The 23,152-nt window shown below is 43.3% G+C and carries 19 protein-coding genes, 1 tRNA gene and 1 pseudogene; 9 read left to right on the forward strand and 12 right to left on the reverse strand.

The window, feature by feature from the left end; all coding sequences use genetic code 11:
- Positions 1 to 29: 29 nt before the first annotated feature.
- The gene (locus V7L05_RS26025) at positions 30 to 914 is read right to left on the reverse strand and encodes a type I restriction enzyme HsdR N-terminal domain-containing protein (protein ID WP_335168425.1); all 885 of its coding nucleotides are present in this window, start codon (positions 912 to 914) and stop codon (positions 30 to 32) included.
- 440 nt (positions 915 to 1,354) lie between these two features.
- Between V7L05_RS26025 and thrC (V7L05_RS26030) the strand changes: the two genes are divergently transcribed.
- Both thrC (V7L05_RS26030) and V7L05_RS26035 read left to right on the forward strand, forming a co-directional pair.
- On the forward strand, positions 1,355 to 2,659 hold the full coding sequence (thrC, locus tag V7L05_RS26030; RefSeq protein ID WP_335168427.1) for a threonine synthase: 1,305 nt from the start codon (positions 1,355 to 1,357) through the stop codon (positions 2,657 to 2,659).
- A gap of 90 nt (positions 2,660 to 2,749) precedes the next feature.
- Entirely contained in the window at positions 2,750 to 3,025 is a 276-nt protein-coding gene (locus tag V7L05_RS26035; RefSeq protein ID WP_335168429.1) for a ubiquitin-like small modifier protein 1, read from the forward strand.
- Positions 3,026 to 3,482: 457 nt separating this feature from the next.
- Here the strand turns inward: V7L05_RS26035 and V7L05_RS26040 are convergent, their stop codons facing one another.
- The gene (locus V7L05_RS26040; protein WP_335168431.1) at positions 3,483 to 3,836 is read right to left on the reverse strand and encodes a hypothetical protein; all 354 of its coding nucleotides are present in this window, start codon (positions 3,834 to 3,836) and stop codon (positions 3,483 to 3,485) included.
- Between the two features lie 941 nt (positions 3,837 to 4,777).
- On the opposite strand from V7L05_RS26040, the gene V7L05_RS26045 reads away from it, so the two are divergent.
- Entirely contained in the window at positions 4,778 to 7,159 is a 2,382-nt protein-coding gene (locus V7L05_RS26045; RefSeq protein WP_335168433.1) for a hypothetical protein, read from the forward strand.
- 101 nt (positions 7,160 to 7,260) lie between these two features.
- Here the strand turns inward: V7L05_RS26045 and V7L05_RS26050 are convergent, their stop codons facing one another.
- On the reverse strand, positions 7,261 to 7,452 hold the full coding sequence (locus V7L05_RS26050; protein ID WP_334786100.1) for a hypothetical protein: 192 nt from the start codon (positions 7,450 to 7,452) through the stop codon (positions 7,261 to 7,263).
- Positions 7,453 to 7,994: 542 nt separating this feature from the next.
- On the opposite strand from V7L05_RS26050, the gene thrC (V7L05_RS26055) reads away from it, so the two are divergent.
- The 3 genes from thrC (V7L05_RS26055) to V7L05_RS26065 all read left to right on the forward strand — a co-directional run bounded on the left by thrC (V7L05_RS26055) (position 7,995) and on the right by V7L05_RS26065 (position 10,304).
- Positions 7,995 to 9,086, forward strand: a complete 1,092-nt coding sequence (gene thrC, locus V7L05_RS26055) for a threonine synthase (RefSeq protein ID WP_335168435.1) — start codon at positions 7,995 to 7,997, stop codon at positions 9,084 to 9,086.
- A 302-nt stretch (positions 9,087 to 9,388) separates the two neighbouring features.
- Positions 9,389 to 9,979, forward strand: a complete 591-nt coding sequence (locus tag V7L05_RS26060) for a chromophore lyase CpcT/CpeT (protein WP_335168437.1) — start codon at positions 9,389 to 9,391, stop codon at positions 9,977 to 9,979.
- Between the two features lie 254 nt (positions 9,980 to 10,233).
- Positions 10,234 to 10,304: transfer RNA gene (locus tag V7L05_RS26065), tRNA-Cys, on the forward strand.
- A 359-nt stretch (positions 10,305 to 10,663) separates the two neighbouring features.
- Here V7L05_RS26065 and glgB read toward each other — a convergent pair.
- The 4 genes from glgB to V7L05_RS26085 all read right to left on the reverse strand — a co-directional run bounded on the left by glgB (position 10,664) and on the right by V7L05_RS26085 (position 14,436).
- Positions 10,664 to 12,955: a 1,4-alpha-glucan branching enzyme gene (gene glgB / locus V7L05_RS26070; RefSeq protein WP_335168439.1), complete on the reverse strand. Its 2,292-nt coding sequence runs from the start codon at positions 12,953 to 12,955 to the stop codon at positions 10,664 to 10,666.
- A gap of 94 nt (positions 12,956 to 13,049) precedes the next feature.
- Positions 13,050 to 13,211: a hypothetical protein gene (locus tag V7L05_RS26075; RefSeq protein ID WP_335168441.1), complete on the reverse strand. Its 162-nt coding sequence runs from the start codon at positions 13,209 to 13,211 to the stop codon at positions 13,050 to 13,052.
- A gap of 127 nt (positions 13,212 to 13,338) precedes the next feature.
- Positions 13,339 to 13,671 carry a hypothetical protein gene (locus V7L05_RS26080; RefSeq protein WP_335168443.1) on the reverse strand — a complete coding sequence of 111 codons (333 nt, stop codon included), beginning with the start codon at positions 13,669 to 13,671 and terminating at the stop codon, positions 13,339 to 13,341.
- A 549-nt stretch (positions 13,672 to 14,220) separates the two neighbouring features.
- Complete coding sequence (locus V7L05_RS26085) at positions 14,221 to 14,436, reverse strand: hypothetical protein (RefSeq protein ID WP_335168444.1); 216 nt, start codon at positions 14,434 to 14,436, stop codon at positions 14,221 to 14,223.
- Between the two features lie 479 nt (positions 14,437 to 14,915).
- Here V7L05_RS26085 and V7L05_RS26090 point away from each other — a divergent pair, with 479 nt between their 5' ends.
- A complete protein-coding gene (locus tag V7L05_RS26090; RefSeq protein ID WP_335168446.1) occupies positions 14,916 to 15,596 on the forward strand; it encodes a hypothetical protein in 681 nt (226 codons plus the stop codon).
- Positions 15,597 to 15,778: 182 nt separating this feature from the next.
- Positions 15,779 to 17,617 (forward strand): peptidoglycan D,D-transpeptidase FtsI family protein, encoded by a 1,839-nt coding sequence (locus tag V7L05_RS26095; RefSeq protein WP_335168448.1) that lies wholly within the window; start codon positions 15,779 to 15,781, stop codon positions 17,615 to 17,617.
- Between the two features lie 8 nt (positions 17,618 to 17,625).
- On the opposite strand, the pseudogene V7L05_RS26100 reads toward V7L05_RS26095, so the two are convergent.
- From V7L05_RS26100 to V7L05_RS26110, 3 genes and pseudogenes are all read right to left on the reverse strand, one after another.
- A pseudogene (locus V7L05_RS26100) lies at positions 17,626 to 17,931 on the reverse strand (AMP-binding protein); the annotation flags it as partial.
- A 28-nt stretch (positions 17,932 to 17,959) separates the two neighbouring features.
- The gene (locus V7L05_RS26105) at positions 17,960 to 18,190 is read right to left on the reverse strand and encodes a hypothetical protein (RefSeq protein WP_335168450.1); all 231 of its coding nucleotides are present in this window, start codon (positions 18,188 to 18,190) and stop codon (positions 17,960 to 17,962) included.
- A 15-nt stretch (positions 18,191 to 18,205) separates the two neighbouring features.
- Positions 18,206 to 19,537, reverse strand: a complete 1,332-nt coding sequence (locus tag V7L05_RS26110) for a HEAT repeat domain-containing protein (protein ID WP_335168605.1) — start codon at positions 19,535 to 19,537, stop codon at positions 18,206 to 18,208.
- 195 nt (positions 19,538 to 19,732) lie between these two features.
- On the opposite strand from V7L05_RS26110, the gene V7L05_RS26115 reads away from it, so the two are divergent.
- On the forward strand, positions 19,733 to 20,587 hold the full coding sequence (locus V7L05_RS26115) for an HIT domain-containing protein (RefSeq protein ID WP_335168452.1): 855 nt from the start codon (positions 19,733 to 19,735) through the stop codon (positions 20,585 to 20,587).
- 120 nt (positions 20,588 to 20,707) lie between these two features.
- Here the strand turns inward: V7L05_RS26115 and V7L05_RS26120 are convergent, their stop codons facing one another.
- Positions 20,708 to 22,408, reverse strand: coding sequence for an iron uptake porin (locus V7L05_RS26120; RefSeq protein WP_335168454.1), 1,701 nt, complete (start codon positions 22,406 to 22,408; stop codon positions 20,708 to 20,710).
- Between the two features lie 74 nt (positions 22,409 to 22,482).
- Entirely contained in the window at positions 22,483 to 22,977 is a 495-nt protein-coding gene (locus V7L05_RS26125) for a DUF4363 domain-containing protein (RefSeq protein ID WP_335168456.1), read from the reverse strand.
- Positions 22,978 to 23,152 lie beyond the last annotated feature (175 nt).

Genomic DNA, 23,152 nt, shown 5'->3' on the forward strand with positions numbered 1-23,152 from the left:
CGGTTTAATCTGATTGCTGCTCTCTACAATTACGAGCTTTTTCTCCCCAAAATCAAATCTTCCTGAGTGACTTTTGCAAGAGGTCTATTAATTTGATCAGTAAATACCCCTGGTTCTTTTTCCTGCTCAGTAGCATAGAGTTTGAAAATACGCTTTGCAAGATGATCACTGCTTTCCTCACTGCGGCGCTGAAAAGCATAGGGTTCTCCCTCTAAGTGATCAGGATTTTTTTCATCACGATATTTAACAAAAACAATCTTACAAAACTCACCAAAAGCTGCTATGGGACTGCGGCGACCACCTTCCCAAAGGGTTTGATGACATTTGCGAATGGCGGAACGAAGTTCTTCACGGGGAACGGCGGAAAGGTCTTGACCCGGTTTATCCTTGTAAAATCGCCATTCAGGAGGTTTGCCGTAACGAATAGGAATATCTGTAAGGTGGTTGTGATCGCGTTCTCCTGGTGGATATTTTTTCCGATCATCAAAGCGCAGGAGACGACGAGTTAAGCCAGCGATAGCACCACAAAAAGGTGCATCCAGCCCAGAACGATTACCACAGGCTTGTTCAATAGCTTGCGTAAACTCTGCATCACTGATATCTGCGCGTTTAATTTCAAATACAAAGTAAGGATCTTTAGCTTCATCATCTTTGTAAATAACCAAATCAGCCGAGTCGTTGGGAGTACGTCTAGGCACTCTTACCTCAAACTTGATCCGTTTTGGGTCGTATTCATACTTATAAATCAGTTCTGCCCAAAATTCAGCCCGAATTTTCTCTTCTGGGTCAGTCCATCGCTCAGAATGATTAGCGGCGATATAGCGTATCCGCTCAGTTTTACCTTCATGTGTAAACTCGGCCTGTCCATCTTCAATTGCTAGTTCGAGGTATGTTTTGTGATTCTCAGCAGGCATTTAACAATTTATCCATCTTAAATTTTTCATCTAGCATAATTTCCCAGGTTCTCTTGCAAACGCTGATAAATGCGATCGCTCCAAAAGCAGGCAACAGAGAAACCGTTATTGATAGTCTCCAAAGCTAACTTGCTATCAAAGTCCACCCTGTTACCTATTCCCTGTTCCCTGCTCACGCAAGTAAATTCAGGAATCAAACCGGATTCCTATATTATTCCTCAGTGTTAAGACTGAGTACTTGAAGCTATTGTCTTGTTTTATAGCATAGAAAATATAAATGTAAATACTAGATACGGGGATTACTGATGTCAAAGTTTTACAATAATCATTCCTCTCAATACCAAACATACCCGATAAAAATTATCGGGTATGTTTGACGGGTATTTTTGCTCGTGTTAGTATTCAGGCAACAGCGACAGACAAACAGGGAAAGCTAGTTTATGACTCAGGCAATCACAACCGAAACCAAAGCCAGCACTGCCTACTTTCAAGCCTTGAAATGTAAGGAATGTGGTGCAGAATATGAACTCAAAGCCACTAATGTTTGTGAGTTATGCTTTGGGCCCTTAGAAGTCAAGTATGACTATAACGCCCTACGTCTGACTGTCACTCGTGAAACAATTCAAGCAGGCCCCAATTCAATTTGGCGCTACCGTCCCTTTTTGCCTGTCGCAACTGACAATGTTATAGATGTGGGAACCGGTATGACTCCCTTGGTTCGTTCCCACCGTCTTGCCCGCCGCCTGGGTCTAAATAAACTTTATATAAAAAATGATGCCGTTAATATGCCCACCCTTAGTTTTAAGGATCGGGTAGTATCAGTTGCCCTCTCCAGGGCGCGGGAGTTGGGTTTCACGACTGTTTCTTGCGCTAGCACTGGTAACTTAGCAAATTCTACAGCTGCGATCGCAGCTCATGCCGGTTTAGACTGCTGTGTGTTCATCCCCGCAGATTTAGAAGCTGGTAAAATTATCGGTAGCTTGATTTATAGTCCCACCCTAATGGCCGTCAAGGGCAACTACGATCAAGTAAATCGCCTCTGTTCGGAAGTTGCTAATACATACGGCTGGGGTTTTGTCAATATTAATCTGCGTCCTTATTACTCTGAAGGTTCTAAGACGCTAGGCTTTGAAGTTGCTGAACAACTAGGCTGGGAACTACCTGACCATGTTGTTGCTCCTTTGGCATCTGGTTCACTATTTACCAAAATTTATAAAGGGTTCCAAGAATTTGTCGAAGTTGGTTTAGTTGAAAGCAAGAATGTTCGTTTCAGTGGCGCTCAAGCTGAAGGTTGTTCACCCATCGCCCAAGCCTTCAAAGAAGGACGCGACTTTATTAAGCCAGTGAAGCCGAATACAATTGCGAAATCGCTGGCGATCGGCAATCCAGCAGACGGCATTTATGCTGTGGAGTTAGCTCAGAAGACTGGTGGTAACATTGAATCAGTCAATGATGCAGAAATTATTGATGGCATCAAACTGCTGGCAGAAACCGAAGGTATCTTCACAGAAACAGCTGGTGGTACAACCGTTGCCGTGCTGAAAAAACTGGTAGAAGCGGGCAAAATTGATCCAGATGAAACTACCGTGATTTACATCACTGGCAATGGTCTGAAAACCCAAGAAGCAATCCAAGGTTATGTTGGCGAACCCTTGACAATTGATGCCAAACTCGATAGTTTTGAACGTGCTCTAGAGCGATCGCGTACTCTCGATCGCTTGGAATGGCAACAAGTTCTCGTTTAGTTATTTGTCCTTGGTCATTTGTCCTTTGTCATTTGTAAGAACAAAGGACAAATGCACATCCCCACTCTTCACTCCTAAATTTCTACTTTTATGGCTGTAAAAGTTTTAGTTCCTACGACTCTTCAAAGTTTTACTAATAATCAAGCGACTCTAGAATCCAACGGTAGCACCATTGCTGAATTGTTGGACTCCTTAGAACAAAGCTTTCCTGGTATTAAATCCCGGTTGTGCGATGAACAAGGCAAGCTACGTCGGTTTGTAAATTTTTACGTCGATAGCGAAGATATCCGCCATTTAGATGGTATAAACACAACTCTTAAAGATGGCGATGAAGTAAGTATTGTGCCAGCTGTCGCCGGTGGTTAATACAGAGAACAGCAAATAAAGTAGAATCCTGACTAGACAAACCTTTGCAAGATTGCCTCGTTCCCAGTCTCCGACTGGGAATGCCATTAAGAGGCTCTGCCTCTCTTACCTGACTTTTCGGCGTCATCTGAAAAAATCAACTTGATGGTGTCAGTTTTCATTAGGACTTACGCAAAATATCTCTCAAACTCTGATTTCTCTGTGCCGCGCCAGTTGCTACAAACTCCTCCACCCCCGCAACGCACTGGCTTCTCTGTGCCTCTGCGGTTCGTTATTCCGTAACTTGTGCGTAAGTCCTATTCATGTATTTGAACCACATCTGTCGTAGGGGCACAGCATTGCTGTGCCCCTACGACAGATGTGGTCTATTTACCTGAAAATAGCTGTAAGTTGACACCAATGGCTTTTCGACCCACCCCACAATAAGTAGTTGAGTATTTTTTCATTTGTCAGTCTCTTATGCAGCAATTATCTGAGCAAGTCTTTGTTGCCAAGATTCATTGTTATCAATAGTTAAGATAATCCGCTTGTAGGATTCATCTCGCAATTGAATGGTTAAATAATTTGTCTCTTGATTCACATACCAAAATTCTTTACCCCGATTAGTGTAATAAGTTCCAGCCTTAATCACTCCAGGAACAAAGCTACCAGGCGAACGCAATTCTCGCCAATTACTTTGGGGTTCGGCTGTCGTAACTTGTTCAATATGGGCTAGTGATATTTGCCAAAGTTTATTCAAGCGAACAGCTAGCAGCTGCTCTTTAAACGTAAATTCTATCTGCAATTTATCATCAACTATACTTAGATTCATAATGAACTTCGTTGCCAGTAATTTTTTCTCTAGTATTACCCAGAAAAGTTCCATTATAATCAGTATTTGCTGGGAATTGGCAAGTGCCAAAATTATTCACTATCTTATTGGTAAGCATTTGGCAATTTGGCAGATTGTTATGAGAGTATTTTGATATATTGCAGAAATTACCAAGATGTTTTTACTTTTTATACAAAGGACGGGCTAACCCCCGTCTTTTTTACTGCTAATTATTTAAGTTCTATAATATTTATCTGCAAGCAGAATTAAAAAGTAAAAGTACTCCGCAGAATGCCGATGGTAACTGAGTCACTATCTGGTGTGTTACCAGGCTCCAAGATATGAATTATTCCTGGTGTAATGCTGATTGCAATTTTTGGATTATTGCTAAATCTTCGCGGGTGACTAAATCGTTGGTGGCTGTAGTGATTAATTCGTTGACTCTATCTAAACTTTTGACTCATGAGTAGTTACTGTATTTATGTACTCTTGTGCTAGTACTTTTTGTGCAACTCCATTGACTCCCGCAATTAGTAACCATGCGAACATCCGGGCTTGGCGATGACTGCGGCTAATAAGTCTACCTTTCAACTTTTTACACTCTGCTTACATACTTAAGTGAAGAGTGTATTCGCGATCAGCTAGGGTTCACATGGGGATATTTACGGATTTTGTCCCAAATTAGACTTAATGCTTCTGGGCAACTTCTGAAAGGACGAGTATAACAGGGTATTAGGTAGTGGGGAGTGGGGAGTGGGGAGTGAGGGAGATGAGGGAGAGTGAGAATTTTAGATTTTAGACTTCGGCGTGAGCGCTACTTTGACAACGCTCAGTACAAGTCAGTCGAACGCTTTTGGATTAAAGAATTGAAATTTAATCCAAAATCTAAAATTGAATTGCCCAATGCCTAATAAATCTTATTGGATTGATTGGAAATTAATATGGCAAATCGCTCACGCAAGCTGAGGCCAAAAGGCTCTAAACGAAATCAACCTCATGCTGGTGTGATGAAACGCCTCGCTAAAAAACCCCAGAAAAAGCTAAAACGGGGAAGTTGGTTGTCGGCAATGCTAGCGATGTCTACGACGGGCTGCGCCTACGCAATTCTGTTAAGTAGTGCTAGTCTAATTATGGCTTTTGCCTGGATTAGCGTTCTCTTCATCTTCAATCCAGATCAGGTAAGCTGGCTAAATAAAATTTTACCTGCATGGGCACAAATTCCCCTTGGTAAGCATGAACGCCCCCAAACTCTCAAAGAAATTCAACTCGATTTGAGTAAAAAAAACCAAATATTTGGGGAAACTCTGCCTTTATATCAAAATGCGGAAAACTCATTTTTACTGCCAGTTTTTCAACAGCGTGCTAATTGTCAATCTAATTGTGAAGAACTTGTAGAACTCAGGGTTTACCAGCGCTCAGAAGAGTTAGAGTTTAAATCTCAGTCAGAAAATTACTACTATCTAGCGACTCAATTATCTGTAACTGGGCCAGAAGAATCCTTTGTGATTTCTCCCTTGCTTGATGGAATATCAGAACCCCAGGATATTAGCATTCCCCTACCTTTAACTGAAGTGGAACGCTTTGAAGGTGGGACTCAATTACCAGGAGTTTGGTTTAATTTGCGGGGTCAACGCCAACAAGGAACTGCTGCGTTTACTTACGGTTACGTCGTATACTACAATCCAGAACGCACCAATTTACTACAAATGTTGTCTTGGACTAGTCCTAATGGAGAATTACCCAAATGGCAACAGGTAACTGGTGATGGTACAAAAGAGTTAGTTGTTGATCAAACTATCGGTTTAGAACCGCACTTACTAGTTTACCAAGTCAAGCCTCTGAAGTTATTCCTCAAACCAATTCAATTGGAGGCGATTACCCTCAACTCACCAGCCCTCAAGGATTATGCCTACCAAAACGCCTTGTCAATTGCCCGTAGTGGACTGTGGACACCAGCCTTTGAATGGTTGAAATTCATCAAGAAGCAGCGCAAAGGAGTTTTGCCAGAGGCGGCGCAAGCGCAAATGGATTTGATTCGCTTGCATTCCCAACTTACTAAAACCCAAGCCGAGAAAAATTGGGCAAGTCCTAGTCAAGAAGTGCTGGCAGATTTCATTGATGGTCGCTGGGAGAAAGCTTTACAGGTATTTCAAGCGTCGCCACATAATGCCCAAGAAATTGCTACCCTACTCAAAGCTGATGAAAAACGGTTGTGGAATCGCACAGTGGCGGCGTTGCGGGTGAACCCAAATAGACTAGATGTGCAAGCTTGGTTTGCTTTGATTTTAGCAGTTCAGCAGGGAGAAGAACATGCTAATTCCTGGTTAAAGGCGCAACCAGAAATTACAAAAGATAATCTTGCCTATATTCAAGGTCTGTTAGCAAGACTCAATAATCAGGGTACAAAGTCGCAAATATCCTCTACTCACCCTAGTCAAATTGTTGGTACAGTGCAACCAATTACTCAAGTTACCAACACGGAATGGCTGCAACCAAATTCCTCAGCAGATTTGAAACTCACAAATAACCAAGTTTGGTATCAGGTGGAAGTGAGTGCTTTTAATGATGGAAAACGCTGGCTAAATTCCCCCTTTGAGAATTTCAACTTACCCAAAACTGACACCGCCAAATTTTTCTGGAAAACTTTGGGAATCACTTCTGACCCGGAAATCCAGATTGTAGTCTGGTTGCCAAATGGAGAACAACAAATTACTATAGCTGCTATCAAAGCGGTGCAACTACGGGGTAAAGTTTTGCGCCTATTAGCTGCTAGCCCAAAAATTCCAGAGAATCTAAACAATGTTCTCCAACCGAAACCTTTAGCCTTGACAAATGCAGCGCTGGAATGGGTGCAACCATCTCCAATCAGTTTACAAGAAGTCTATCAACAAAATCCCCAAGGGGTCAAGGTAATTTTATCGAGTGTATGGCAATCTTTACAGCAATCTGGTGAAGTTCCGGCTGGTGCGATTCCTAGCTTTGAGCAGATGCAGGAAAAGTTGGGTGATTGGCCGGTTCAAGTGATTGATTTAACAAATAACGCTCAACCAGAAATAATACTGACTATCTCAGCAGCAGAAATAGCATCTTTGAATCAGTCTACACCTGGAATTCCGGGGGAAAACACCGAGCAACGCCCTGAACGGACGATAATTTTGTCTGATAGTAATAAAGTTATTTACACTGATTTTACAGGAAATTACTTACAAAAACTCTCTGCGATCGCCAAGCTTTCAGGCGGGCAATCTTTAGCTTTACTTGTAGAAAATTCTCATAACTACAGTTTGAGGCGCTGGTCACAGAAAAATCAGCGCTTTGAATAGCAGGCCCCTTAGCAAAATTTAGCCCCTGACTAAAATTTAGATTAGAGAGGGGAAAAGCGTAGGCGTAGCCCGTCGTAGACATCGCTTTCTACAAAACTGACTTATTCTTTTTGGTTAGCGTCGGCTAGACGTTGGTGCTTCAGGTTTTCCAACTGCTGCAACAGGGAGTCTACCTCTGCTTGTAAATGCATAAATTTAGCTTGCTGGTCGTCTTGATAATAAGACTTGGTTAACTTGCTGACCCAGGTAGTCTGGGAGTCGCGATCGGAAACACTAGATAAACAAGTAGGCATCGCTAATTAAATCCACAATTTAACTCACACCATTAGAAATATTATAATAATCCTCTTTTAAGCTTTATTATAATATTGGATATTTTCAATCAATTACTCTAATGGATTTTAGGTTTAATCATAAGAGACTGTGATCATAAGGACTGTGTTCCTGAGAAAACATTGCCCCAAGTGTGCAAAGCTTCCGTCCACTCGACGGTACTTAGCAATACTTAATTGATAGCCTGTCAATTATGGTCGTATGAATTATTATCGCCATTTTGGGGTAATTTACGCAAGAAATTACATATAGACTATATTTCGTTAAACCGAAGAGTGCCGTGGCGGTTTATGATAAACTTACATTCTAAATAAAAAAAAATAGCAAGTGTAACGCCTGCACCACAAAAAATAATATTCTTAATCATATACGTTTGGAATTAAGGGACTCTTAACTGGGAACTGGCAAATAAAAATTTACTTTGTTCCTCTTCCCGATTCGGCGCTTCCTTATCCCACCCTTTCTAAATATCCGATCCTTACATTCAGAAATTTTAAATCCCGTGACTTTGAGCCTGTCTACTGCTAAATCCCATCGCCAACCCTGGCCTGGACTGATAGAAGGATACCGCGAATACTTGCCCGTGAGCGAAAAAACACCGATTGTCACTCTGTTGGAGGGTAACACACCCCTAATACCAGTGCCAGCGATCGCCGAACGCATTGGCAGACAAGTGCGGGTTTTTGTAAAATACGACGGACTGAATCCCACCGGCAGCTTCAAAGACCGGGGGATGACTATGGCAATTTCCAAAGCCAAGGAAGCAGGGGCAAAAGCAGTAATTTGTGCCAGTACGGGCAACACCTCAGCCTCAGCCGCCGCTTATGCCAGGCGTGGGGGAATGAATGCCTTTGTACTGATTCCCGAAGGTTATGTGGCGCTGGGCAAATTAGCCCAAGCATTACTCTACGGTGCAGAAGTATTGTCAATTAAAGGTAATTTTGACCAAGCGCTAGAAATTGTCCGCGAGATGGCCGAAAGCTATCCAATCACTTTGGTGAATTCGGTGAATCCCTACCGATTAGAAGGGCAGAAAACAGCAGCCTTTGAAATAGTTGATGTGCTGGGTGATGCCCCAGACTGGCTGTGTATCCCCGTGGGCAATGCGGGAAATATCACAGCATATTGGATGGGCTTTTGTCAATATCATCAAGCAAAAAAGTGCGATCGCTTACCCCGAATGATGGGATTTCAAGCCGCAGGTGCAGCGCCCTTAGTACACGGTCAGCGAGTAGCGCATCCCGAAACCCTAGCGACAGCAATTCGCATTGGTAATCCTGCTAGTTGGGAGTTAGCTGTTGCAGCGCAAACCGCAAGTCAAGGAAATTTCCACGCCGTTACCGATACCGAAATTCTCGACGCTTATCGACTTTTGGCAGCATCAGAAGGTATCTTCTGCGAACCTGCTAGCGCCGCTTCTGTAGCCGGAATGTTGCAGGTGAAAGACCAAATTCCGACAGGGGCGACAGTGGTTTGTGTCCTCACAGGCAATGGTTTAAAAGACCCAGATACAGCCATTAAACACAATCACAGTCAATTTCAACAGGGTATTGCAGCAGAATTGGGTGCAGTAGCCGAGGCAATGGGATTTTAAAACTGTTAATCATCTTGATAATGGCCGAAACCGAAAAGCATACAGAGCGACTAAATTTATTTAGGACTTACGAAAAAAACCTTCTCAAACTCTCATTCCTCCGTGACGCGCCAGTTGCTACAACGGGGAGCCACTGCGGTGGACGGGTTCCCCGGCATAAAGCAAGTGGCGTGGGAACCCCCGCAACACACTGGCTTCTCTGCGTTCTCTGTGGTTCGTTTTCCATTACCTGTGCGTAAGTCCTATTATTTATGGGGATTGTTAATTTTGAATTTTGAATTTTGAATTCGGAGCGAAGCGACGTGACTCATTCTACTGATATTGCCACCTTAGCCCGGTGGATGGCAGCTGACTTTAGCAATCAAGAACAAGCTTTTGAAAATCCGCCTTTTTATGCCCACATTCGCGTGTGTATCCGTCCCCTTCCTTTGGAATTGTTCTCAGGGGTAAGTTTGTTTCTCGAACAAGCTTATGATTTTATGCTCAATCAACCCTACCGGATGCGGGTAATGAAGTTGATTCCGGTAGAAAACCACATTGTTATTGAACACTACACGCTTAAAGAAGAACAAAAATTTTACGGCGCATCTCGTGACCCCGAACGTTTAAAAGTTTTATCCATTGACCAATTGGAAAAAATGCCAGGTTGCAATATGGTTGTAGAGTGGACAGGTAATAGCTTCAAAGGCAGGGTTGAACCTGGTAAAGGCTGCATTGTGGTTCGTGACGGCAAAAATACTTATCTAGATAACGAATTTGAGATTGACGCTAAAGAATTTTCCAGCCTCGACCGGGGAAGGGATTTAGACACTGATGAACGGCTGTGGGGTTCTATCGCTGGGCCATTTCACTTTGTCCGATGGGGCAATTTTGCCGATGAAGTGAAGGTGTAACAAGTCAGGAGTTAGGAGTGAGGAGTTGGGAGTTAGGAATTAAAACTCATAACTCTCTTTAATCTGCTAAGAGTTGTTTGTAGCATATAGTCAACTTGCGATCAGAATTTTCTAGCGATGCCTAAAGACTACCAGAAACATCCAATTAACCCACTATCACAACCTCACAATCCTATGCTATCATGGTTTAACTAGCGCCCTATCACTACTAAGATACATTAGAAACATTAAAGTAGTTTAGGGAATCCCGGAGTGGCGGCATAGCCAAGTGGTAAGGCAGAGGTCTGCAAAACCTCCACCCCCGGTTCAAATCCGGGTGCCGCCTTCAAGGCTTTCAGCCTTTTAAAACAATCAAAATCACATCAAAAGGTTTTTTGATAGCCAAAGCGACAGTAGAGCAACAGTAAAGACTTTAAGACAGTCATGGCGATCGCTAGTTGAGAAATTACTATAATTCTGTCATTAGAAAACTGGGCTGAATAGCTGTGAATTATCTCGTTCCCAGTCTCTGGCTGGGAATGCCTAATGGGTGGCTCTGCCTCTTGACTTGCGGCAGAGCCGCAATGAGGAAAGTACTGGATAAATTATAAACGTGAAGTTATAGGTAAGTGATGTTGTTATATAGCTGATCTTCGTAATTTTTTCTAGCCAGTTTCTGGGGTGGGCATCACCCACCCCAAATTATTATCCCATTACCTCAGCAGTCTTCTTCTTATCCAACTTGAGAATCAACACACCCAAAGGTGGCAAACACAAATCCAGCGAATGGGGACGACTATGCAAAGACCAATCATCTGTCCACTTACCACCTAAGTTGCCCATATTGCTGCCGCCATACTGACGCGCATCACTATTGAACAACTCAGTATAAAATCCCTTTTGCGGTACACCGATGCGGTAGTGAGAATGGGGTTGCGGTGTAAAATTGCAAACGACGATCACAAAATCATCAGAATCCTTGTCACGCCGGATGAAAGAAACTACACTATGGCGGTTATCGCTACAGTCAATCCACTCAAACCCAGGTTCAGCAAAATCCTGGGTATACAAAACTGGTTCAGAACGGTAGAGATGGTTCAAATCGCGGAAAAACGTTTTTAACTGTTTGTGGGCTTCATGCTGCAATAAATGCCACTCCAAATCTGCCCAAGCATTCCACTCACTCCACTGCCCAAACTCCATGCTCATAAACATGGTTTTCTTGCCTGGGTGAGCAAACATATAGCTAAATAAACAACGCACATTCGCTAACTTCTGCCATGTATCCCCCGGCATTTTGCCGATGATATTGCTCTTGCCATGCACCACTTCATCGTGGGACAGAGCCAGCATGAAGTTCTCACTGTGGTTGTACCACATACTAAAGGTAATATTGTTTTGGTGGAACTGGCGGAACCAAGGGTCCATGCTGAAGTAATCCAGCATATCGTGCATCCACCCCATATCCCACTTCAAGTTAAAGCCCAGTCCGCCTGTGTAGGTTGGCCAAGATACCATTGGCCAGGAAGTAGATTCTTCAGCAATTGAGAGAATACCGGGGAAATAGCTAAAGATAATGTGATTTACCTGACGCAGAAAATCTGCTGCTTCTAGGTTTTCTCTGCCGCCATACTTATTGGGCAGCCATTCTCCAGGTTCGCGGCAATAATCGTTATAGAGCATCGAGGCAACAGCATCAACACGAATCCCGTCAATGTGGTACTTGTCGAACCAGAAAAGGGCATTTGCTGCTAAAAAATTACTGACTTCATGGCGACCGTAGTTGAACACCAAAGTACCCCATCCTTTGTGTTCGCCCTTGCGGGGGTCAGAGTGTTCGTAGAGGTGGCTACCATCAAAGAAAGCTAAACCGTGTCCATCTTTGGGGAAGTGACCGGGAACCCAATCTACAATTACCCCTAGATCATTTTGGTGACATTTGTCAACAAAATACATGAAATCTTCGGGGCTGCCAAAACGGGAGGTGGGGGCATAGTACCCAGTTACTTGATAACCCCAAGAACCATCAAAGGGATGCTCTGCAATGGGTAGCAATTCTAGATGGGTGTATCCCAATTCTTTGACATAGGGAATGAGTCGGTCAGCCAGTTCCCGGTAAGTAAGGAAGCGTGCGCCTGGCTTCAGTTCAGAAACGATAACTACAGGTTCCGTTTCACCATTGGGGAGTATCGCTGGTTGGGCACTAGAAGCGTGTAACCAAGAGCCTAAATGCACTTCATAGACTGAAACTGGCTGAGTGAGGGGATCAGTGCGACGCCGCTTTGCCATCCACTCTTCATCACTCCAACTGTAAGCATTTAAATCAGTAACAATGGATGCCGTTTTCGGGCGGGGTTCCTGCTGGAAACCGTAGGGATCGGATTTTTCGTAAATGTGTCCTTCAAAATTTTTGATTTCATATTTGTAATGTTCTCCCACACCGATTTCAGGAATAAACAATTCCCAAACCCCGGTGGGGCCTTTACGCATCTGGTTTTTGCGCCCATCCCAGAGGTTGAAATCTGCCAGCAATGAAACATTCCGGGCGTTGGGTGCCCAAACAGCAAAATAAACGCCTTTAACGCCGTCTATTTGCGTGGGGTGCGCTCCCAGTTTTTCATATATCCGGTGATGGTTGCCTTCACTAAACAAATGCAAGTCAAAGTCTGTCAAGTTGGGAGAACGAAAAGCGTAAGGGTCATAAGTGACACGCTCATGTTCACCCTCTTTAATCCGTAACTGGTAGTTTGCCAGTTCTGCGGTTTCAATGGTGCATTCAAAAAAGTGGGGATGATGCACTGTTTGCATTGGATATTCCTTCCGTTGTTCGGGAAGAACTACCCATGCGGCACTTGCATTTGGTAGGTAGGCCCGCACAGCCCAGACAGTTTTGCCGTCTTGTTCTATGGGATGAGAACCTAGTATTTCAAAGGGATCGTTATGCTGATTCCAAACGATGCTGTTAACCTGTTCAGGGGCGATCGTGGTCATGGACATGAAGCTACCTAAGTGAAATAACGTGATTGACTAAATCTACTTTTTTAATATCTATATATATTCTTTACATTTACTTGCACTATTGTCGTCACCGTTATCCTACCTCAGAATTGGGCATTGGGCATTGGGCATGGGGCATGGGGCATGGGGCATGGGGGATTGGGCATGGGGCATTGGGCATTGGGGAAAGCTGTTGATTTTTGACCCTCCGAATTTTAGATTTTGGATTTTGGATTTTTTGGGGTACAAGCCCCACTCTCTTAGTGGGTGGAAAAATCTAAAATCGTCTTTTCTTCAATCCCAAGCCGCGCACCCTCGTAGTCGGGGTCAATCCAAAATCGCAAATCTAAAATCCTTGCATTGGTTGACCCTTGAGTAATTTGTCAAAAATTTAAAAATGGGAAAAACTGAAATAACGTTTTACGTAAGCGAAGCAAGAAAATCTGTTCCCGAATTTTGGGGTCTAGTTTTGGTGGCGGGACTTCTTGCAGCTGGGCTTGTAATTGGACGTATTCAGCAGCAGTTAGGAATCTTCCATCAATAGGCGATCGCGCTTCTATGATTATCTTAGTGCGTAATATTTCTTCTGGTGTATCCTCTGGTGGCGGTAATGCTATTACCACTGATCCCCAATAGCTACTTAACACAACCAACGTAGCACTAATCACGATTAAGCACAGTAATTGTATTGCCTTTCTCGCTTTAACTCTTCCCATTTCCTGAACTGCGTTCACAACGCAGGATGAAAATCTGTTTTCCCCATGCCCAATGCCCAATGCCCAATGCCCCATGCCCAATGCCCAATGCCCAAAGTTACAAATTTTCCCAATAAAAATCTGGCAATATCAAGGGACATTACCAGGTCTGTTCTGATATGGAATAGACTACAGGGAATGCTCAAGAGGAATTGCCAGCGTGCGATCGCGATGAATTGTTTTACCCTTTCAAAACTCAGGAGTATAAGCCATTCCAAATACCAAATCAGGGAAGTACCTTACCCACAAAACAGCTTAGATTCAGGTAACTCAACTCCGTTGGACTTGGGGAACAAGGTTCGGTCAGGCAAAAATTTCCGGCGGACACTTGGTTGAGGACGTAAACCTCATCACCAGTGTCCTCTACTTGCTGCCCTACTTAGCTGATATTTGAGCAAACTTTAGGCTCTGATACACCAATAGAAAGATGCAGGTTTTTAGGTTAACCTAATTAATTCCAGCTATGTGGTGACGAGCCTTGTTACTAAGCTGTTTTGGCCATGATTTAAACTATTTAGGAGTAGCTGCGGGAGTAGTTGCAGGAGTAGTTGCAGGAGTAGGTGCTATAGTAGCGGCGGGGCTAGACCCAGCAGCAGGTGCATCAGTTGGTTCACCTGTAGCGGCGGGAGTAGGAGTGGTACCAGCACCATCACCACCACCTTCACAGGCTCCGAGAATTGTAGCCAGACTTAACATTAGAGCCAAACCAAAGATTTTTGTTTTCATAACTCCTCTTTCACCAATTGTGGCTAGAACAATTTTTCGCCTGTTGAATACGATACCGTATTTATTGCTTTTTTTTTAAGGCCGCCAGATTACATACTAAAAAAACAATCCTTTGGCGTATTCTTTTTGGGATTACATATCATATAGCCATCTGATTAGTTTCTCTTAACTCAGGAGCAAAACGGAAATAACCAAGTTTTCTAGCAAACCGAGTTATCATAGCAAAAAATTTTATTTTTTTCACGGAGTATTGCATCTTGCTGCCCCGCGTTGCCATACTTTAGGTGCGATACCTAAAGGGCAAGCTGTCCAGTTGCTAATCGCTGATTGCAAACATTGATACAGCTACCTATCAGAACAGTTAAAAGAGTGTAGTCTGTTATGTGTGCTTGTTCCACAGAAGGTGATTTTAACCTCAGCAAAAAAAGACAATCAAGACAATCAATCGAAAGTACAGGATTTCCCATCTAAAAAAAATTATGGTAGTTGCTCGTAAATCTACTGTTTCTACAAGGGGTAATTGGTTCCGGCAAGATTCTATCCTTTCTTTAGGGAGGCGACGATCTGCGCGTATGGAGTCAGCAGCACGGAGCGCTTCTACACCAGTATCCTCTCAAAGACAACGGCGTTCCTCGAAAAATCTCGCGGTTTCTCCCACAAATGAGGCGGTTATGCCCAAATCGGTGAAAGAGTTGGGTAGACGACAAGTGCCAAATCTTAATGAGCAGTCGAGTCCGAACCAGAAGCCTCCGGAGGTAGGTTTTCTTCCCCTTCCCACAATGTCTAATTCGAGAGCGACACCTTTGTGGTTGCTGCGCTTGTACAGCTTTCATCGTTATTCGGCAGTTTTGGCGTTTTTGTTAGTAGCATCGACACTTGCTGTTTATGGCTGGACGGTATATTGCCAACAGCTTTGGAGTCAGTCATATCGCAGACTGCAAAGCCTCCAACGTCATGAGCGGCTGCTAATGACAACCAACGCGACGCTGACAAATAAAATGGCCCAAGAAGCAGAGCAACCAACAGCAGGGCTGGTATCGCCGACTCCTCAAGGGATGATTTTCTTGCCTCCAGCATCTCATAGTCCTAAGCCAGCATCGTCTAACACAACGCCAAATTCTCAAACGCAACAGCAAACAATCTTGCCACTGGGATACTAATTCGTAATTCGTAATAGAGCCTCCGGCACGCACTCGCGTTCGTAATTCGTAATGACGCTTTGTAGGAGACGCTCTTGCTAGTTTACTTAAGAGCAAGAGTACGAATACTCGCTAACGTAATTCAGAAAGTTAGATTTATAGCAATTTTTAGGCAATTAAACCATACTGTAGGGCGAACAAATGTGCAGAAGTCACCAAGCAGAACCAAATCCAGAAAATTTCGGAATCCAGCACTCACAAGGCGACAAAAAGGTTATAAACGAGGGCTTTTGGCAAAATTAGCCTCTAATATCCAAGACCAAACATTCAACACCAAGTCCCGACTGTTCATAGTCTGGGGCGTATTAATGGCATCAGGGTTGGGGTTGGGGATTAAATTGTATAACCTCCAAATTGTCAAGGGGCCAAAGTTAACTGAGCAGGCACGAAACCAGCAAATGGTGAATTTGCGACCTTTTATGCCCCGTCGCCCGGTGGTAGATCGCAATACTAATCTATTGGCGATTGACCGTCCTGTATATACTTTGTACGCTCATCCCAAGCTGTTTGATAAGTCTAATGAAGATATGGCAGGGCGACTTGCCCCAATTTTGGCAAAAGATCCTGCTGAATTGGTGAAAACTTTTCAAGGCAAAAGAAGCGGAATTATACTTGCCCCAGCCCTACCGGAAGAAATTATCGATCGCATCATCTCTTTGCGCTTAAATGGCTTGGAGTGGATTCAAAAATACTCCCGATATTACCCCTCAGATGATTTGGTTGCTGATGTGGTGGGCTATGTGAATGTTGACCGCCGTGGTCAAGCAGGTGTGGAATATTCTCAAGAGAAGTTGCTAGAACGTCCTGTGCAAACGATGCGGCTCAGTCGGTCGGGTAATGGGGACTTGATGCCGGATCATGCCCCTGAAGGTTTTTTGCATTTTGATGATTTGCGACTGCAACTCACTATCGATAGCCGTTTGCAACGAATTGCTCGGACTGCGCTCAAACAACAAATGCAGAAGTTTGATGCCAAACGTGGAGCGGTAATTGTGATGGATGCGTTGGATGGTTCCTTACTTACCCTGGTTTCTGAACCTACCTATAACCCTAATGAATACGCTAAAGCTAATATTTCGCTATTTAAAAACTGGACGGTAGCGGATCTTTATGAACCGGGATCGACTTTTAAGCCTTTGAATGTGGCGATCGCTCTGGAAAATGGCGTGATCAAAGCAGATGATATGTTTAATGACTCCGGTTCTATTCAAGTAGCTAATTACACCATTAAAAATGCTGAAAACAATGCTTCCAGGCGGATCAACATCGCTCAAATTCTGCAATATTCTAGCAACATTGGCATGGTGCAAATCATCCAACGCTTAAAGCCTTCAATCTACTACAACTGGCTAGAACGTTTGGGGCTAGGACAAAAAGTTGATACAGACTTACCTTTTGAAGTTGGCGGTCGGCTCAAAAGTCAAGAAGAATTTATCGCTTCGCCAATTGAAGCAGCTACTACTTCCTTTGGGCAAGGCTTTTCCATGACACCGTTACAGCTAGTGCAAATGCACGGCGCTTTAGCCAATGGCGGTAAGTTGGTAACACCCCATATAGTTCGGGGGCTGATTGATAGCAAAGGGCAAATGCATGATTCACCCACTCGCACCATCCCCCGCCAAATTTTCTCAGCCGCAACAACTCAAAAGGTTGTGGAAATGATGGAAACTGTTGTTACTGAAGGCACCGGCAAGATGGCACAAATTCCGGGATATCGCATTGCTGGTAAAACTGGTACAGCCCAAAAAGCTAGTCCCTCTGGCGGCTACATCAAGGGTGCTAGAATGACCAGCTTTGTGGCTATTTTGCCCGTGGAATCTCCTCGCTATGTAGTGTTTGCACTGGTGGATGAGCCAAAAGGAGAAAGTGCCTATGGTTCTACTGTCGCCGCGCCAATTGTGAAGTCGGTGATCGAAGCCCTGATTCCTCTTGAGGAGATTCCGCCAAGTTCGGCGATTGAGCAACAGACGCAAGCGCCGTAGGGGTGTTAGCCGCGGATTTTTACCTGCTCGTCGAGGCGACCTAAAAATTCAATGTTACCATCTACTCGATAGCGAACTAAATCACCTGTTTTATAAAGCCGTGCTTTTAACTTATTAGTAAAAGAATGATAGATGAAGCATTCCGCAGTTAAGTCAGGACGGTTTAAATAACCTCGCGCCAATCCATCACCACTTATGTACAACTCTCCCGAAATGGCAATAGGTATTGGTTGTAAATGTTTGTCTAGTATGTAAACTTGCGTGTTAGCGATCGCACGACCAATTGCAGGTGCTAAATTATCTTTATTCTTAACAGAAATAGCTTCAGCAGATAAAACAAGGCTATACATCAGACAGAATCGTTCTCCAACTTTTTACCCGACCCTCAGCAACATCTTTTTTATCCCACTCGAAGGATTCAATAAATCCAGGAATATCAAGTAACTCTTGGGTAGCGTCTTCACTTTCTTTATCTGCTAGATAAGCTAAGAAGTCAGCAACCAGTTCTAGGCGTTCTGAAGACAATCCATCTAGATATTGGTTGATTTGTTGACGAACTTCTGTGTTGTTCATATTTTTGAAACTCTTTTACTTCTCAAATTCTGCCAACTTCTGTTGAGCAAATTTTCGCACTTTCTCATCTGGGTCATTCTCTGCTTTGTAGCGTAACAGTGGTGAAGTCTGGGGATGTTGAGGAAATTGCTTGATAATTATCTCAAGTGCAACGCGCCGAGGGTTGGGGTGCTGCCAGGGGTCATGGCTACCTTCAAAGAAGCCATTGACAGCACAGTTGTAGTAAATTTCAAACAACTCAGGCTGATTTCTGAAGTGTTTCGCTAATGCTTGGATGGCTGCACGTTGCACATTCCTATCATCATCAGCAGTGGCGCGTTCTTTGAGAAACCAGTGGGTGTCCGGGCCATGTGGAAAATTGCTGGCTAATGCTTGGATGGCTGCACCTCGCACATACCCTTCATTATCAGCAGTGGCGCGTTCTTTGAGAAACGAGCGGGTGTCTGGGTCATGTGGAAAATTACTGGCTAATGCTTGGATGGCTGCACCTCGCACATACCCTTCATTATCAGCAGTGGCGCGGTCTTTGAGAAACGAGCGGGTATCCGGATCATCTTGGAAATTGCTAGCTAATACTTCGATGGCTGCACGTCTTACACCCCTTTGATTGTCAGCAGTGGCGCGGTATTTGAGAAACGAGTAAGCATCCGGGTTATCTTGGAAATTGCTAGCTAATGCTTGGATGGTTGCACGTCGCACATCCCCAGATTTATCAGCAGTGGCAAGGTCTTTGAAAATCGAGTGGGTGTCCTGGTCATCTGGAAAATTGCTGACTAATACTTGGATGGCTCTATATCGCACATCCCCAGATTTATCAGCAGTGGCGCGGTTTTTGAGAATCGAGCAGGTGTCCGGGTCATCTGGGAAATTGCTGGCTAATGCTTGGATAGCTGCACGTCGAACATCCTCATATTTATCAGTAGTGGCGCGGTCTTTGAGAATCGAGCAGGTGTCCGGGTCATCTTTGAAATTGCTAGCTAATGCTTCGATGGCTGCATATCGCACATCCCCAGATTTATCAGCAGTGGCGCGGTTTATGAGAAACGAATGGATGTGTGGGTCATCTTTGAAATTGCTAGCTAATGCTTCGATGGCTGCACGTCTCACACCCCCTTGATTATCAGCAGTGGCGCGGTATTTGAGAAATGAATAGGTGTCTGGGCCATCTTTGAAATTGCTAGCTAATGCTTCGATGGCTGCATATCGCACATCCCCAGATTTATCAACACTGGCGCGGTCTTTGAGAATGGAGCAGGTGTCAGGGTCATCTGGGAAATTGCTGGCTAATGCTTGGATAGCTGCACGTCGAACATACTCATATTTATTAGTAGTGGCGAGGTTTTTGATAAACGAATGGGTGTTCGAGTCATCTTTGAAATTGCTGCCCGCACTTCTCTACGAGACGCTGCGCGTAGCTTGCTTCCACGTTCGCGGAGCGTCCCGTAGGGAAGTGGTACGACAAAGCTCAGTGACCGTCGTAGACATCGCATAACTCAAGGGATGCTGGGAATAATAAATTTGGGACATCAGCACCAAAATTCCATGAAACAGCAAAAAAATCAATTCAGCCATCTTACTGCGATCGCAAGAAATTATCTATCATTTCCGGCACAGTTTTTATTAAATCAAAACCTTCTACAAGGCAAAATACTAGACTTTGGTTGTGGCTTTGGTAATGATGTTAAAATATTGCGCCAAAAAGGTTGTGATATTACAGGCTATGACCCTTCTTATTTTCCAGAATATCCTGATCATAAATTCGATACAATAATTTGCTTTTATGTTTTAAATGTTTTATTTACTGAAGAACAAACTAATGTTCTTATGGAAGTATCACACTTATTAAAACCAGGTGGTAAAGCTTATTATGCTGTAAGAAGGGATATCAAAAAAGCAGGTTTTCGAGAACATTATGTCCATAAAAAACCTACCTATCAGTGTATTGTCAAACTTCCATTTACTTCAGTTTGTTTAGATGAACATCGGGAATTATATGAGTATATTCACTATAATCATCAGCGAAATTCATCTAATTATTGCATATTCTGTAATCCCCATAAAAGTCTCAAACTATTAACGGAATCAGCAACTGCTTATGCTATGTTTGATGGCTATCCTATAAGTAAAGGACATATTTTGGTTATTCCCAAACGTCATGTTAGCAGTTATTTTGAATTACCATTCAAAGAGCAATCTGCTTGCTGGTTTATGGTGAACAAAGTACAAGAAATTCTCAAAGCAGAATTTGAACCCGATGGTTTTAATATAGGAATGAATATCAACCGATCCGCCGGTCAAAATATTATGCACGCCAGTATTCATATCATCCCTCGTTACAAAGGCGATACTGTTGGCGCTAAAAGTGGAATCAGAAACGTTATTCCTAAAAGGCAATAGTTTTTAATTACGAATTACGAATTATTTTAACGTTAGTTGTGATCAAGAGTAATTTAGATGCGTTTGCCCTGATACTCTCTTCAGGGCTAAACTCTTCTCGTAACAGATTCAGGTTTACCTTTAGAAAGTAAAAGTAGTTCTCAATGCACCAATGACAGCATCATTGTTATTACTGTTGTTATCCGGCGAAGTCAACCAAATAATTCCGGGAGTAATAGTAATATTGTCGCTCACCTTGTACTGGTAGAACGCTTCTAGATGATATGAATTGTTCTTGTCTTTGCCGATTTGGGCGACACTAGAACTTGTCACATAAGGTTCCATACCAACCACGATACCTGCTAGATTTCCTTTTTTACCAAGGTCGGGGAAGGATAAAGTGACTGCCCAGTTCCAGATATCAAGAGTTCCCGGATTAATTCCACTTCCATTGTTTGGCAGGATACGAGTGTTAGTGTAGCCAGCCCAGCCACCCAAGACAAATTTATCACTCAGTTGTAATGATGCTTCTGCGCCATAAGCATTACTGGATACTGGTAGATCAGAACCAGAAAATGGAGCTAAATCATTTGGTAAATTGGGATTATTCAGTAAAGCTGAACGTAGGTTAGCACGGTTGCTGCCTGTACTACCATTGGCAGTAAAATCATTGTTGTAAGAATTAACGTAAGTCAAACCAAGGGTGAATTTTTCAGTAGGTTTGATAGTTAACTGGGCTATGACTCCATAAGGGCCGTTGAACAAACCACTTTTATTTTGAGGGTTAGCAGGATCATTAGCTAAATACCCCAAACTTAGTTCCAGATTCTTGCTGAACTGGTGCTGGATTCCTAAACCAGCACCATTGACTAGATAGTAAATAGGATTGCGAGTCCCAAAATGAGAAAGAGCGCCGCTACCACCATCTCCATCTAAATAAGGGTTAACTGTATTAGTAAAATCATCAGCTGCACCGGCATTTGCTTCAATGATCACATTTGTTTTCTGAGTAAGAGGGAACTGATACAACAGCGCATCTATCCCAACAGCATTGTTGTTGTCATTAGCAAAAGTACCACCTGCAAACCGGAAGTCACCTTCTGGTGTAAATGTAGAGTTTCCAGAGAAGGCATTTAGATTTGTGGCTTGGAGTCGAGTTCTGAGTAAATCTTTGCCTGTAAAACTGGTGTCAAAGTTGAGGCGGATGCGATCGCCTAAAATAGTATTGCGATTGAGTTTTTCTCCCCTAGCATTATCTCCTGACACAATTCCTGCCACTGCAAAAATAGCTTCAGCATTGAGTTTGGTTGTGGTAGAAAACCGATTGGCTTCCAGTTCGCTACTGCGTGATTCCAGCGCATCCACTCGACCTCGTAGGGTTGCCAGTTCTGCGGTAAATTCCTCTTGCAATTTTTGTAATGTAGCTAAATCTTGTTTCTTGACCAAATCATTAGTTGAGGTAGCAATGAGTTCATTGACGCGTTCCAGACAAGCATTCAAACCCGCCGCAAACTCATATCGCGTCATCGCTCGATTACCACGATATGTACTATTGGGATATCCAGCAATACAGCCGTAACGTTCTACTAGTGATTGCAACGCTTGAAATGCCCAATCAGTGGGCTGCACATCTGATAATTGAGATACGGAGGTGACTTGCGCTACAGCATCAGTAGTCGCTGGAGGATCTAAAGATTGCTCGCTCTGGTTACTTCCAGCTTTTGATGTAGTGTTATTTGCTCCAGATGCGATTGCCAGTCTACTATAACCAACAACTAAGGCAACAAGCACTATTAATGGAGTCTGCCGAAGAAAACTCCAGATAGCTTTTGTTTTTGACATTTTTATTCCTCACACAAAAAATTAATCAGGACTAGCACACTAGCCAACAAATACTCAGTCTATGTATTTGGCTTTTAAGGCTTGGCAACACTAGTGACATTCTTGTTAAGAGACTCTAAGGCTGTTAACATTTTCTGTTTATTTGGTGCAGAGGCTTTAAGTCCTGCCTTCACCTCATCCGATTTATCTTCAATTTCTTTGTAGGCATTGGGAGATTTAACTTTCACTCCATCCTCAACCTTTGACCAGAAATCCTCAAATTTATCAAATTCCCCTTTAGCTTTGGCAAAATTTCCCGCCTCAACTGCTGTCTTAGTATTGGTAACAACACCCTCTAAACCTTGAAATTCGGTTGTTGCAGTGGGACTAACTGCTGTATCAGCCTTGGTTGTCGGAGTGGGACTAGCAGGTGTTTGGGCGCTAGTTGCCGGAGTAGAACTAGCTGTTGTTTCGGAGACAGAACTGCCAGCAGGTGATGTCTGTGCAGTAGGTTCTTCACCCTTGTTGCATCCAACCAAAGCCATTAGGCTGATTAGAGAAACTATCAGTACAGAATTAAAACGATTCATTATAGACTCCTCATCAAAACTCGTTTTTGTAGACTAGTACAGCACGGCGGAAATAAACCACCCATTCCAAATAAATGAAATGCTTACGCTGTATACCTGTTTGAATTTTTAATTTTGAATTCCGCCTTGCGGTACTAGTGTTCAGATATCGCGCTTACTATGAACAAAAATATTA

The organism is Nostoc sp. (genome assembly GCF_036917755.1).
In the GTDB taxonomy this organism is placed as follows: Bacteria; Cyanobacteriota; Cyanobacteriia; order Cyanobacteriales; family Nostocaceae; genus Nostoc.

Bases quoted from the DNA above. Each gene is read 5' to 3' on its own strand.
- V7L05_RS26025 (WP_335168425.1), bottom strand. From the start codon at position 914: ATGCCTGCTGAGAATCACAAAACATACCTCGAACTAGCAATTGAAGAT.
- thrC (WP_335168427.1), top strand. From the start codon at position 1,355: ATGACTCAGGCAATCACAACCGAAACCAAAGCCAGCACTGCCTACTTT.
- V7L05_RS26035 (WP_335168429.1), top strand. From the start codon at position 2,750: ATGGCTGTAAAAGTTTTAGTTCCTACGACTCTTCAAAGTTTTACTAAT.
- V7L05_RS26040 (WP_335168431.1), bottom strand. From the start codon at position 3,836: ATGAATCTAAGTATAGTTGATGATAAATTGCAGATAGAATTTACGTTT.
- V7L05_RS26045 (WP_335168433.1), top strand. From the start codon at position 4,778: ATGGCAAATCGCTCACGCAAGCTGAGGCCAAAAGGCTCTAAACGAAAT.
- V7L05_RS26050 (WP_334786100.1), bottom strand. From the start codon at position 7,452: ATGCCTACTTGTTTATCTAGTGTTTCCGATCGCGACTCCCAGACTACC.
- glgB (WP_335168439.1), bottom strand. From the start codon at position 12,955: ATGTCCATGACCACGATCGCCCCTGAACAGGTTAACAGCATCGTTTGG.
- V7L05_RS26080 (WP_335168443.1), bottom strand. From the start codon at position 13,671: ATGGGAAGAGTTAAAGCGAGAAAGGCAATACAATTACTGTGCTTAATC.
- V7L05_RS26085 (WP_335168444.1), bottom strand. From the start codon at position 14,436: ATGAAAACAAAAATCTTTGGTTTGGCTCTAATGTTAAGTCTGGCTACA.
- V7L05_RS26090 (WP_335168446.1), top strand. From the start codon at position 14,916: ATGGTAGTTGCTCGTAAATCTACTGTTTCTACAAGGGGTAATTGGTTC.
- V7L05_RS26105 (WP_335168450.1), bottom strand. From the start codon at position 18,190: ATGAACAACACAGAAGTTCGTCAACAAATCAACCAATATCTAGATGGA.
- V7L05_RS26115 (WP_335168452.1), top strand. From the start codon at position 19,733: ATGAAACAGCAAAAAAATCAATTCAGCCATCTTACTGCGATCGCAAGA.
- V7L05_RS26120 (WP_335168454.1), bottom strand. From the start codon at position 22,408: ATGTCAAAAACAAAAGCTATCTGGAGTTTTCTTCGGCAGACTCCATTA.
- V7L05_RS26125 (WP_335168456.1), bottom strand. From the start codon at position 22,977: ATGAATCGTTTTAATTCTGTACTGATAGTTTCTCTAATCAGCCTAATG.